Source organism: Plantibacter sp. CFBP 13570 (assembly GCF_014841395.1).
GTDB classification, from domain to species: domain Bacteria; phylum Actinomycetota; class Actinomycetes; order Actinomycetales; family Microbacteriaceae; genus Plantibacter; species Plantibacter auratus.
Window position 1 is genome coordinate 14876 of record NZ_JACYTW010000016.1, and the last position, 12388, is coordinate 27263.

General features: G+C 69.8%; 9 protein-coding genes and 1 pseudogene. 5 read left to right on the plus strand and 5 right to left on the minus strand.

What is annotated here, in order from left to right; all coding sequences use genetic code 11:
* The first annotated feature begins 17 nt into the window (after positions 1-17).
* Positions 18-1463, plus strand: a complete 1446-nt coding sequence (thrC, locus tag IFT89_RS07740) for a threonine synthase (protein WP_202938664.1) — start codon at positions 18-20, stop codon at positions 1461-1463.
* Between the two features lie 209 nt (positions 1464-1672).
* Positions 1673-2017 (plus strand): hypothetical protein, encoded by a 345-nt coding sequence (locus tag IFT89_RS07745; RefSeq protein ID WP_133059936.1) that lies wholly within the window; start codon positions 1673-1675, stop codon positions 2015-2017.
* Positions 2018-2262: 245 nt separating this feature from the next.
* Here IFT89_RS07745 and IFT89_RS07750 read toward each other — a convergent pair.
* Positions 2263-3178, minus strand: a pseudogene (locus tag IFT89_RS07750) (NADP-dependent oxidoreductase); the annotation flags it as partial.
* Positions 3179-3352: 174 nt separating this feature from the next.
* On the opposite strand from IFT89_RS07750, the gene acs reads away from it, so the two are divergent.
* Positions 3353-5449 carry an acetate--CoA ligase gene (gene acs / locus IFT89_RS07755; RefSeq protein ID WP_192019322.1) on the plus strand — a complete coding sequence of 699 codons (2097 nt, stop codon included), beginning with the start codon at positions 3353-3355 and terminating at the stop codon, positions 5447-5449.
* 80 nt (positions 5450-5529) lie between these two features.
* Positions 5530-6111, plus strand: a complete 582-nt coding sequence (locus tag IFT89_RS07760; protein ID WP_086473061.1) for a nitroreductase family protein — start codon at positions 5530-5532, stop codon at positions 6109-6111.
* A 618-nt stretch (positions 6112-6729) separates the two neighbouring features.
* Here IFT89_RS07760 and IFT89_RS07765 read toward each other — a convergent pair.
* The 4 genes from IFT89_RS07765 to IFT89_RS07780 all read right to left on the minus strand — a co-directional run bounded on the left by IFT89_RS07765 (position 6730) and on the right by IFT89_RS07780 (position 11315).
* Positions 6730-7383, minus strand: a complete 654-nt coding sequence (locus tag IFT89_RS07765) for a DUF1345 domain-containing protein (RefSeq protein WP_274499325.1) — start codon at positions 7381-7383, stop codon at positions 6730-6732.
* Between the two features lie 60 nt (positions 7384-7443).
* Positions 7444-7863 (minus strand): hypothetical protein, encoded by a 420-nt coding sequence (locus IFT89_RS07770; RefSeq protein WP_192019321.1) that lies wholly within the window; start codon positions 7861-7863, stop codon positions 7444-7446.
* Positions 7864-7950: 87 nt separating this feature from the next.
* Positions 7951-8928 carry a PrsW family glutamic-type intramembrane protease gene (locus IFT89_RS07775; protein WP_202938666.1) on the minus strand — a complete coding sequence of 326 codons (978 nt, stop codon included), beginning with the start codon at positions 8926-8928 and terminating at the stop codon, positions 7951-7953.
* Positions 8929-9152: 224 nt separating this feature from the next.
* Positions 9153-11315, minus strand: a complete 2163-nt coding sequence (locus IFT89_RS07780) for an ATP-dependent Clp protease ATP-binding subunit (RefSeq protein ID WP_121291528.1) — start codon at positions 11313-11315, stop codon at positions 9153-9155.
* A gap of 122 nt (positions 11316-11437) precedes the next feature.
* Between IFT89_RS07780 and IFT89_RS07785 the strand changes: the two genes are divergently transcribed.
* Entirely contained in the window at positions 11438-12388 is a 951-nt protein-coding gene (locus IFT89_RS07785; RefSeq protein ID WP_202938667.1) for a siderophore-interacting protein, read from the plus strand.

Below are 12388 nucleotides of genomic sequence, written 5' to 3' on the forward strand. Positions count from 1 at the left end.
GGATGAGAGAGACGGTCATGCACTATCAGTCGACGCGGGGCCACGATCTGCCCCAGCACTTCTCGGACATCCTCCTCGGCGGGCTCGCCCCGGACGGCGGCCTGTACCTCCCGGCCGAGTACCCGCAGCTGACCGCTGACGAGCTCGAGTCGTGGCGCGAGCTGTCCTATGCCGACCTCGCGTTCGCCGTGCTGTCGAAGTTCGCCGACGACATCCCCGCAGCCGACCTCCAGGACATCACCCGTCGCACCTACACCGCCGAGGTGTACTCGAACGGCCGCGCCGGCGACGATGCCTCGCTCATCACCCCGCTGCGCACCCTCGGCGAGGAGGGTGGCACCGAGCTGCAGCTCCTCGGCCTCTCGAACGGCCCGACGCTCGCCTTCAAGGACATGGCGATGCAGCTGCTCGGCAACCTCTTCGAGTACACACTCGCGAAGAGCGGCGACGAGCTCAACATCCTCGGCGCGACGTCCGGCGACACCGGGAGCGCGGCCGAGCACGCCATGCGGGGCAAGACCGGGATCCGGGTCATCATGCTGAGCCCGCACGGCCGCATGAGCAGCTTCCAGCGCGCGCAGATGTTCAGTCTCCAGGACGACAACATCGTGAACCTCGCCGTCGAGGGCAACTTCGACGACTGCCAGGACATCGTGAAGGCCGTCTCGAAGGACGCTCCGTTCAAGGCACTCCACGCCGTCGGTACGGTCAACTCGATCAACTGGGCCCGCGTCGTCGCGCAGGTCGTGTACTACGTGCACGGCTGGCTGCTCGCGACCGACGGTCCGGACCAGAAGGTGTCGTTCTCGGTGCCGTCCGGCAACTTCGGCAACGTTTGCGCCGGGCACATCGCCCGCTCCATGGGGCTCCCGATCGACCAGCTCGTCGTCGCGACGAACGAGAACGACGTCCTCGACGAGTTCTTCCGCACGGGCGTGTACCGCCCGCGCTCGGCGGCCGAGACGCACCACACCTCCAGCCCGAGCATGGACATCTCGAAGGCGTCGAACTTCGAGCGCTTCCTCTACGACCTCGTCGGTCAGGACGCGACCCGCCTCGGTGAGCTGTTCCGGTCCCTCGACGAGGAGGGCGGGTTCGACCTCTCCGGGACGCCCGAGTTCGAGCGGATCAGCGAGTTCGGGTTCGTCTCGGGCCGCAGCACGCACGCCGACCGCGTCGCCACCATCCGCGACGTGCACGAGCGCTACGGCGTCACGATCGACCCGCACACCGCCGACGGCGTCACGGTCGCCCGCCGCCACCTGCGCGAGGGTGTCCCGATGCTCGTCCTCGAGACCGCGCTGCCGGCGAAGTTCGCCGAGATCGTCCGCGAGGCGCTCGGCGAGGAGCCGGAGCGACCCGAGGCGTTCGAGGGCATCGAGGGGCTCGAGCAGCGCTTCGAGATCGTGCCGGCCGACGTCGACCGGATCAAGGCGATCATCGCGCAGCACACCGGCCGCTGACACACCCCGGTCCCTGAGCCACCCCGGTCCCTGACCCACCCCGGCCCCTGAGCCACCCCGGTCCCTGAGCCATCCCGGTCCCTGAGCCTGTCGAAGGGCACCGCACTGCCCGCACCGCGTCCGGTCCGGCGGGCAGCGCGGAGGATAGGTGCCCTGCGTCCTGGAGCCAAGCCCCCGCCGAGACGCGGCATCCGCTCTACGCTGCCGTCATGAGCACTCCCATGGATCCAGCAGCAGCAGACGCCCAACGCGACGCCCTCGCCCACGGCGGTCCGGGCGCCCAGGCACACGTGCCGGGTGAGGACCAGACCGACAGCTCGGTCGGCGGTGTCGTGCCCGACGGCGGTGCGGTCGACCGTTCGGCCGACGACGCGGCGCCCGGCGATGGCGGTCTGAGCAACGCCGGTGACGGCGTCGGTGGTGACGACGTCGTCGGCGATGCAGGTCTGGACGACGACGCGGACACCGAGGACGCCGTCGAGGACCTCGACGACCAGGACGACCTCGCGGACCGCGCTCCCGTCGGCGACAGCTTCGGCGAGGGCCCGGAGTAGCCCCCGGTCCCTGAGCCTGTCGAAGGGCACTCCCGCCCGAGCCATCCCCGGTCCCTGAGCCTGTCGAAGGGCGCTCTCGCCCCAGCCACCCCCGGTCCCTGAGCCTGTACGAAGGGCACTCCCGCCCGAGCCACCCCCGGTCCCTGAGCCTGTACGAAGGGCACTCCCGCCCCAGCCACCCCCGGTCCCTGAGCCTGTCGAAGGGCGCTCCCGCCCCAGTCACCCCGGTCCCTGAGCCTGTCGANTCGGGTGACCCGACTCGCTCTCGCGGTGCGCCTCGGCGGCCTCGGCGAGAGGCCGGACGGTGCCGAGCTCGAAGCTGAAGCGCCCCTGTTCGACGAGGGACGCGACCGCCGGGATCGCCTCCGCCCGCCAGGCCTGTTCCTGCGACGTGAGCGGGAGCGGGTTGCCGCCGGACCACGCTTGGATCCCGAGGCCGGCCGCCTTCGCACCGACGACGATCGTGCCGATGTGCTGCCGGTCCTCGACCAGCTCGAACGAGGCCTCGAGCGCCTCGTCGGTGCCGACGGCGTCGAGCACGCGGTCGACGCCCTGCGGGGCCGCCTCGCGCACGCGCTCGACGAGCCCGGGACCGTAGGTGACGGGGATCGCCCCGAGCTCCCGCAGGCGTGCGTGGTTCCCCTCGCTCGCGGTGGCGACGACGGTCGCTCCCCACGCCACGGCGAACTGCACGGCGGCGTGCCCCACCGAGCCCGATCCACCGTGGATCAGGAGGGTCGTCCCCTCGGTCACGCCGAGCGACCGGAGCGCCTGGTAGGCCGTGCTCACGGGGATGCCGATCGCCGCCGCCTCCTCGAAGGAGATGGCCGCCGGTTTGCGGATGATCTGGTCGGGCGTGACGCCGACGTGGGTCGCGTACGTCCCGGAGGCGTTGACGACGACGACCTCGTCGCCGATCGACCAGCCCTCGACCCCGTCGCCGACCTCGACGACGACCCCGGCGCCGTCGCTCCCGACGCGTCGGGTGCCCTGCAGCTCGCCGCCGCGGACACCACTGCGGAGCTTCCAGTCGATCGGGTTCACGCCCGCGGCGCGCACCTCGACGACGAGTTGGCCGGGGCCCGCCTGAGGCGTCGGCACCTCGACGAGTTCGAGGACGTCGGCCGAGCCGAGCTCCTGGTACTGGATGACGGTCGTCATGTCGTTCCCTTCCCGAGATGCGCCTGCGCACCCCTGATCGACGTCCGCCACGCATCGCGGCGGCGGTTCGAGGCTACTCCCGACGCTCCTCCACAGCCCCTCGGAACGTCCGGACCATGACGCCGCATGACCCGCGGATGGCACCGGCCTCGGCCTCCCGCGTAGCGTTGCAGCATGCCTCCCACTGATGGATCGACGTCCGCAGCGCCCGCCGCCACGATCGCGAACCTCCTCGCCGAGACGCGCAGCTACGCCCCGCCGGCCGACCTCGCCCAGACGGCGAACGTCGGCCCGGAGGAGTGGGCTCGCGCGGCCGCCGACCCGGTGGCGTTCTGGGAGGAGCAGGCCCGACGCCTCGACTGGGTCACCCCGTGGGAGACGGCGCACACCTGGGACCCGGCCCGGCCGGTCGAAGGGTCCGACCCATCGGACCCCGAGCCCGAACTCACCGTCCCCGCCGCCACCTGGTTCGCCGGGGGAACGCTCAACGTGGCGGTCAACTGTGTCGACCGGCACGTCGACGCCGGACGAGGCGACAAAGTGGCCCTCCACTTCGAGGGAGAGCCGGGCGACCGCCGCTCCATCACCTACGCCGAGTTGCAGCGCGAGGTCGCGAAGGCGGCCAACGCCCTGACGGCACTCGGCATCGGCCAGGGCGACCGCGTCGTCATCTACCTGCCGGTCATCCCCGAGACGGTCATCGCCACCCTCGCCGTCGCCCGCATCGGCGCCATCCACTCCCTCGTGTTCGGTGGGTTCTCGGCCGAGGCGCTGCGCTTCCGGGTAGAGGACACCGAGGCGAAGCTGCTCATCACCACCGACGGCCAGTACCGCCGGGGTACCGCCGTCCCCGTCAAGCAGAACGCCGACGCCGCCGTCGACGGCGTGCCGTCCGTCGAGCACGTACTCGTCGTCGCACGCACGGGCGACGAGACGCCGAACGTGCCCTGGACCCCCGGCCGCGACGTCTGGTGGCACGACACCGTGGGTGTCGCCGCCGACACCCACGAGCCCGAGGCGTTCGATGCGGAGAACCCGCTCTTCATCATCTACACGAGCGGCACCACCGGGAAGCCCAAGGGACTCGTCCACACGTCAGGCGGCTATCTCACGCAGGCGTCCTGGACCCATTGGGCGATCTTCGACGCCAAGGACGACGACGTCCACTGGTGCACCGCCGACCTCGCCTGGGTCACGGCACACACCTATGAGATCTACGGTCCGCTCTCGAACGGGCTCACCCAGGTGATCTACGAGGGCACGCCGAACACCCCGCACCAGGCGCGGCACTTCGAGATCATCGAGCGCTACGGCGTGACGACGTACTACACGGCGCCCACGCTCATCCGGACCCTCATGACCTGGTTCCCCGAGGGGCCGCCCGCCGAGTACGACCTCTCGACCCTCCGGCTCCTCGGCACCGTCGGTGAGGCCATCAACCCCGAGGCCTGGATGTGGTTCCGCGAGCGCATCGGGCGCGGCGAGACCCCGGTCGTCGACACCTGGTGGCAGTCGGAGACGGGGTCGGCTGTCATCGCACCGCTCCCCGGCGCGACCACGATCAAGCCGGGTTCCGGCAGTCGCGCACTCCCCGGCCTGGAGGCGCTGGTCGTCGACGAGGACGGCGAGACGGTGCCGTACGGATCCGGCGGGTATCTGGTCGTCAGCCGCTTCGGACCGTCGCTCGCGCGCACGGTCTGGGGCAACCCGGAGCGCTACCGCGACTCGTACTGGGCGAAGTACTGGAAGCAGGGCTACTTCTTCTCCGGCGACGGCGCGAAGTGGGACGAAGACGGCGACATCTGGGTCCTCGGGCGCGTCGACGACGTCATCAACGTCTCGGGCCACCGCCTGTCGACCATCGAGATCGAGTCGGCCCTCGTGTCGCATCCCCACGTGGGCGAGGCCGGCGTGGTCGGCGTACACGACCCGATCACGGGGAGCGCGATCGCCGCGTTCGTCATCCCGTCCTCGCGGTCCCACGGTCCGGAGGCCGACGGCGAGGCGTACTGGTTGGAGCGCTCCGCGGCACTCCGCGAGGCGCTGCGGTCCCACGTGGCGAACGAGATCGGCCCGATCGCGAAGCCCCGCGACGTCTTCGTGGTCCCAGACCTCCCGAAGACCCGCTCGGGGAAGATCATGCGGCGTCTGCTCGGCGACATCGTCGACCAGCGGCCCCTCGGCGACACGACGTCGCTGCAAGACGAAGCGGCCCCGCACCGGATCGCCGAGATCGTCACTGCTGCACGGACCCCTCGAGCCCGGGAATAGCGCCCCGATCGATGCAGTTGCATCCATCGTCAACGGCGACGCAACCTCTGTCCACTTCCCTTGTTTCGCTTGGAGACCGCATGTCCATCGTCACCCGTACCGCCCAGACCGACGCCCCCATCCTCGACGTCCTCGCCGACCGGTGGAGCCCCCGCGCCTTCGTGAGTGAGCCCGTCGACGCCGCCAAGATGGCCTCGGCCCTCGAAGCCGCGCGTTGGTCGCCGAGCGCCAACAACGTGCAGCCCTGGCGGTTCATCGTCGGCACCAAGGGCACCGCCACGTTCGACACGATCGCTGAGCAGCTGGTGGCCTTCAACCGCGGTTGGGCAGCGCAGGCCGGCGCGCTCATCGTCGCCGTCGCCGAGACCCTCGACGACGAGGGCAACGAGCGTCCCTGGGCGATCTACGACCTCGGCCAGGCGATGGCGCACCTGAGCATCCAGGCCCACAGCGACGGTCTCTTCGCACACCAGATGGCCGGCTTCTCCGCCGACGGCATCCGGGAGGCGTTCTCGCTGCCGGACGGCCTGGTGCCGTTCACCGTCACCGCGCTCGGCGAGCTCGGCGACCCCGAGCTCCTGCCCGAGGGCATGCTCCGCGACCGCGAGACCGCTCCGCGTGAGCGTCGTCCGCTCGCCGACCTCGTGATCGTCCAGGAGTAGTCCGCTCGGTTCCTGCACCACCACGCTGCGCAGTCCGGTCCGCCGGGCTGCGCAGTCGTCGTTCGCGGGGCTCATCCGTCATCGCTCGGGCTAGGCCGGTGACGACGCAGTCCAATAGCCGACACGATGAACAACGCAGTCAAGGCTGCTCCCACGCATGATCGCAAGATGAGTTCTCCAGTCCCGCCCCAGTGGGCCCCGTAGACGATCATGCTGACCGTCGCGAGACCGGCGAGCAGGGCAGCGAGAGCGCTCATCGAAGCTCGTTCCGTCAGACGCCACCAATCGCGCGACGTGTTCGGCTCCGTTGCACCGCGTGACTGGCGTGCTATCGCCCATACGCCGACCCCTTGGAACACCGCGACCATGGAGCCGCCGTCCGTCGTTCCGAACTGGACTGGCGCAGCCAGGAGGCCAACGACGAGGCACACTCGCATCAACCGCGAGCGTATCCTCACAGACTCAATCCTCTTGCTCATATGAAATATGTAAGTATATCTTGATCCGCGACGGACAACTCGATCGGTCAAGGACCAGTGACGGTCAAGGAGTCCGCCCCCGTCCGCTCAACGCAGGCGGACATCCAACCGCCTGCCGAAGGGCGTGTCCGTGGCGCCCCTACAGCCCCGCGACGAGGTTGATGACGGTCGCGAGGATCACGGAGCCGAAGAGGTACGACAGCAGGGTGTGCTTGAGGACGGTGCGGCGCAGCTCGCTGGACCGCAGCGTCGTGTCCGAGACCTGGTAGGTCATGCCGAGGTCGAACGAGAGGTAGGCGAAGTCGCTGTACTGCGGCGCCTCCTCCTGGTTGAAGTCGATGCCGCCCTCCGGCGCCGCGAAGTACATGCGCGCGTACCGCAGGGTGTAGATCGTGTGGATGAGCGCCCAGGAGAGCGCCACGCTCACGACCGCGAAACCGGCGAGCACGCCCTGCTCGACCCCGGAGGACGCCCTCGCCTGCAGGATGACGACACTCAGGGCCACGAGGCTCCCGACACTCGCGAGCACGATGAGCACCTCACTCGTCGTCCGCCCGGGCTCCTCCGAGGTCGCGTGTTCGCGCGTCCGCTCCGGGCCCATCCGCCAGATGCGGATCCAGAGGGAACCGACGAAGACCACGCATGTGGTCCCCCAGCCGGCGAGGATCGCACCCGCCCAGAACCAGTTCAGGCCGACGATCACCCCCACGGCGACACCGATGAGGGCGGAGACGGTCAACCGGAGCTTCGCGCCGTGCCGCACCATGATCGTTCCGGACGTCGATGAGCTCACGAGCTGATCGTGGCACCGTCCGTGGAGCGCATGACGCAGGCTCGCGGCCGACGCCGCACCTCACACCGCTTCGACGAACAGCTCCTCCAACTCGGCGAAGACGCCGACGGCGAGGCGCTCGAACTGCTCGGCGCTCAGCAGGATCGTCTCGCCCGGGACGAGGCCGGTGAACGACGTCTCCTCGGAGTACTGCAGGACGGTCCCCACCGTGAACACCCGGTCGTGGTCGAGGACCGACGCGACGATGAGTTCGAGCTCGTTGAGGGCCCCGGGACCTTTTCCGAGCACCGAGCGCACCCGGTGGACGAACGGCCGGTCGAGCACGAGGGTGAGGCCGGTGAAGAACTCGGGGTCGACCACGGCGAGTGCTGCGGGGTCCGCTCCGGCTTCGGCCAGCGTCTCGCGTCCGGCGACAAGCGCGGCGATCATCGTCTTCGCCTGGTCGACCTCTCGCTGTTCGAAGGTCTTGCGTCCCAGCATGGGTGTCTCCTCGGCGTCGCGGATCGGGTGCGCTTCACGCTACTCCCCGGCACGCCCGGATCACAGCAGGCCTCGCGCGTCCGGTGGTCAGGCCTGCTTCCGCTCGCGACGCGGGACGTGGAGCGACACGACGCCGGCGTCGCGGTTGATGCGACGGACCCGCGCCCGCCAGATGAGCGCGAATGCGACGACGAGCACGACCATGGCCGGCACCACGAGCGCCTTGAGCACCGGCATGCTCGGGAACAGCAGCCCCCAGAGCACGGTGTTGCCGTCCCACAGACCGTGCATGACCGCGACGAGCAGGTAGGTCAGGAGCACGCCCACGGTGATCCGGAACCGACCGTTGCGTGCAGCCGCGAACAGCGCCGCGGCGAACAGTGCCGTCCACAGTGGGTGTCCGACCGGGTCGAAGACGGTCCGGGCGAATGCGGCCCCGGCCGCTTGGAACGCCGGGTGCGAGAGGATCGTCTCGAGTGGTGGCGAACCGGCGGCGAGCTTCTGGGAGGCCTCGACCCCGTTCGCCCACCCTTGCCCGATGTACCAGAGGTTCTCGAGGACGGCGAAGCCGATCCCGACAGCGCCGCCGACGAAGAGCCCGCCCCGGGCGGTCTTCACCGGCAGCCGCCACGCCACGATCACGACGGCGATGATCTTCGCGAGTTCCTCGGCGACCCCGGCGAAGAACAGCCCGATGTCGTGCGGGTTCTCGCCGGCATCGGTCGCGGCGACGCCGATGAGGGAGTCGAAGGTGCTGCCGAGCGTGATGGCGATGAAACCTCCGACCAGCACCGCCCAGAGGAGCGTCGCCGTCGTGACGCCGTCGCCCGACTGGAGACGTCGGGCCATGATGAGCAGCAGGGTGGACGCGGCGAGACCTGAGCCGAGCAGGATCCACGCGGGGATCACCGCCGGGTTGCCGAGGAGCACGTGCGGCACCAGCAGCAGGAACAGCCAGAGCGCCAGGCCACCGAAGAAGAACCAGGCGGGGGCGTGTGCGTGACGCCAGAGGGGCACGGCGGTGTCGCTGGTCTCAGGCGTCGTGCTCGGGGCTGCGTGTGACATCGGATCCTCTCAGGGCACGCCGATCGGGCCCACCGCGAGGATCACGCTAGTGCGCGGCATCCGTCGCGCACCAGGGGTTTCCTCCCCCACTCGGGGGTCACTGCCAGCGCGGTGCTGTCGCGCGAGCGCGGGGCACACGCGTGAGCGCGCCCCTCCAGAGGGGCGCGCTCACGTCGGTGGGTCGCGCTCGGGTCAGCGCACCGCGCTGGCCGCAAGCAGCCGGGCTAGGCCGGGACCACCGCGCGCTCGACCGTGAGGCCGTCGCCGTCGCTCGCGAGCCCGACGTGGACGGTGTCGCCGTCGCGGATCGAGCCGTCGAGGATCGCCCGCGCGAGGCGGTCGTCGATCTCCCGCTGCATGAGTCGACGCAGCGGACGCGCACCGTACATGGGGTCGTATCCGCGCTCCGCGAGCCAGGCACGGGCGTCGGGCGTGACGGCGAGGTGGAGCCGACGCTCGCCCAGTCGACGCTGCAGGCGGTCGATGTACAGCTCGACGATCTGGCCGAGCTCCGCTTCGCTGAGCGGCTGGAACACGACGATGTCGTCGAGACGGTTGATGAACTCCGGCTTGAAGGCCTGGCGCACGAGCTGCTGGACCGCCTCCTCCTTCTGCTCGAGGGAGAGTGAGGCGTCCATCAGGTACTGCGAGCCGAGGTTGGAGGTCAGCACGAGGATGACGTTCCGGAAGTCGACCGTGCGCCCCTGTCCGTCGGTCAGCCGACCGTCGTCGAGCACCTGCAGGAGGATGTCGAACACCTCGGGGTGCGCCTTCTCGACCTCGTCGAGCAGCACGACGGAGTACGGGCGTCGACGAACGGCCTCGGTGAGCTGCCCGCCCTGCTCGTAGCCGACGTACCCCGGAGGTGCACCGACGAGCCGTGAGACCGAGTGCTTCTCGCCGTACTCGGACATGTCGATGCGGACCATGGCCTTCTCGTCGTCGAAGAGGAACTCGGCGAGCGCCTTCGCCAGCTCGGTCTTGCCGACGCCGGTGGGGCCGAGGAACATGAACGAGCCGGTCGGGCGGTCGGGGTCGGAGATGCCGGCCCGGGTGCGCCGGACGGCGTCGGACACGGCGGCGACCGCACGGTGCTGCCCGATGAGTCGGCGGGACAGCTCCTGCTCGAGGTGCAGCAGCTTCTCCGTCTCACCCTGCAACAGGCGACCGACGGGGATGCCGGTCCACGCGGCGATGACGGCGGCGATGTCCTCGGCGGTCACCTGGTCGTTGACCATCCGGGGCTCGCCGTCGGTGTCCTGCTCGGCCGACTCCGCGAGCGCGAGTTCGCGTTCGAGCTGCGGGATGTCGGCGTAGAGCAGCTTGGACGCCTGTTCGAGCTTGCCCTCGCGCTGGGCGCGTTCGGCCTTGCTCCGGGCGGCGTCGAGCTGCTTCTTGAGGTCGCCGACCCGGTTGAGACTCGCACGCTCGCGCTCCCAGCGCGCCTGCAGCTCGCCGAGCGCGGCCTGGCGGGTCGCGAGGTCCTCCCGGAGGCGGGCGAGGCGCTCCTTGGAGGCGTCGTCCTTCTCCTTCTTGAGGGCGAGCTCCTCGAGCTTCAGGCGGTCGACGCTGCGTCGAAGCTCGTCGATCTCGACGGGCGCCGAGTCGATCTCCATGCGCAGTCGGCTGGCAGCCTCGTCGATGAGGTCGATCGCCTTGTCGGGCAGCTGCCGCGACGTGATGTAGCGGTTGGACAGGGCTGCTGCGGCGACGAGCGCGTTGTCGGCGATGGCCACCTTGTGGTGCGCCTCGTACCGCTCCTTGAGGCCACGGAGGATGGCGACCGTGTCCTCGACGCTCGGCTCACCCACGAACACCTGCTGGAAGCGACGCTCCATGGCGGCGTCCTTCTCGATGAACTCGCGGTACTCGTCGAGCGTGGTCGCGCCGATGAGCCGGAGCTCACCGCGGGCGAGCATGGGCTTCAGCATGTTGGCCGCGGCGACGGACCCCTCGCCGCCACCGGCGCCCATGAGGACGTGGAGCTCGTCGATGAAGGTGATGATCTGTCCATCGGACTCGTCGATCTCCTTGAGCACCGCCTTGAGGCGCTCCTCGAACTGCCCGCGGTACATGGCACCCGCCACGAGCGCGGAGAGGTCGAGGGAGATGAGCTGCTTGCCCTTGAGGCTCTCGGCGACGTCGCCCGCGACGATGCGCTGGGCGAGGCCTTCGACGACGGCGGTCTTGCCGACGCCGGGCTCGCCGATGAGGACGGGGTTGTTCTTGGTGCGTCGCGTGAGCACCTGGCTCACGCGGCGGATCTCGGCGTCGCGGCCGATGACCGGATCGAGCTTGCCGGAGGCGGCGATCTCGGTCAGGTTGACGCCGTACTGCTCGAGCGCGCTGCGCTGATCCTCTTGCTGAGGCGTCTGGCCTGCTGGCATGGGTACGGTCTCCTGTTCAAAACTTGAGTGGATATGACTCAAGTTTACCACCGCCACTCTCTGCCGACAAGATGCGATCGGCAGGTGATCTCCAACGCATCGAAGGGTAGGCTTACCTATCGATGCCTCGCCTCAGTGAACAGACCCCCGACTCGATCTTCATCCTCCTCGCAGCCGTCGTCCGGCGCATCGAGCAGGTGAGCCCGAGCTATCGGCGATTCACGTTCACCGGTCCCGAGGTCCAGCACATCGCGGACAACCGTCACGACCAGCGCATCAAGCTGCTCTTCCCGCTGCCCGACACCGGTTTCGACGAGCTGCCGATGCACGACGATTGGTACCAGGCCTGGCGACTGCTGCCCAACGACAAACGTCACCCGATGCGCACGTACACGATCCGCGAGGTCCGGCCCGAGCTCGCCGAGTTCGACGTCGACATCGCGCTGCACGGCCGCGTCGGCCCCGCGTCCACCTGGGCGATGGACGCGAAGGTCGGCGACGAGCTCGTCGTCAACGTCCCGAACGCCCGGTCGGCCGTCCCGGCCGGCGGCATCGACTGGCACGCGCCGGCCACCGTCGACCAGGTGCTCCTCGCCGGCGACGAGACGGCCCTGCCCGGGATCGCCGGGATCCTCGAGCGCCTGCCGAGCACCGCGCGCGGGATCGCCGTCGTCGAGCTGCCGCACGAGGACGACATCGCCGCCCTGTCCACGAAGCCCGACGGGGTCGAGGTCGTCGTCCTCCCCCGCGGCGACCAGCCCGTGGGCACCCTGCTCATTCCCGAGGTCGAGCGCATCGCGAGCCGCCTCGCGCCGAGCGTCGACACCGCCACGATCGCCACGCAGCCGGCACTCGAGGACGTCGACGTCGACACCGAGCTGCTCTGGGAAGCGCCGGTCAACGCCGCCGGAGGCCCCGTCCTCGAGAGCGCACCGCTCTACGCATGGCTCGCCGGAGAGGCGTCGGCCATCAAGACGCTCCGCCGACACCTCGTCTCCGGGTGCGGCGTCGACCGCAAGTCGGTCGCGTTCATGGGCTACTGGCGACACGGCAAGGCCGAAGACAACCGATGA

Coding starts and splice junctions, on each gene's coding strand:
- thrC (WP_202938664.1), top strand. CDS start 18: ATGCACTATCAGTCGACGCGGGGCCACGATCTGCCCCAGCACTTCTCG.
- IFT89_RS07745 (WP_133059936.1), top strand. CDS start 1,673: ATGAGCACTCCCATGGATCCAGCAGCAGCAGACGCCCAACGCGACGCC.
- acs (WP_192019322.1), top strand. CDS start 3,353: ATGCCTCCCACTGATGGATCGACGTCCGCAGCGCCCGCCGCCACGATC.
- IFT89_RS07760 (WP_086473061.1), top strand. CDS start 5,530: ATGTCCATCGTCACCCGTACCGCCCAGACCGACGCCCCCATCCTCGAC.
- IFT89_RS07770 (WP_192019321.1), bottom strand. CDS start 7,863: ATGCTGGGACGCAAGACCTTCGAACAGCGAGAGGTCGACCAGGCGAAG.
- IFT89_RS07775 (WP_202938666.1), bottom strand. CDS start 8,928: ATGTCACACGCAGCCCCGAGCACGACGCCTGAGACCAGCGACACCGCC.
- IFT89_RS07780 (WP_121291528.1), bottom strand. CDS start 11,315: ATGCCAGCAGGCCAGACGCCTCAGCAAGAGGATCAGCGCAGCGCGCTC.
- IFT89_RS07785 (WP_202938667.1), top strand. CDS start 11,438: ATGCCTCGCCTCAGTGAACAGACCCCCGACTCGATCTTCATCCTCCTC.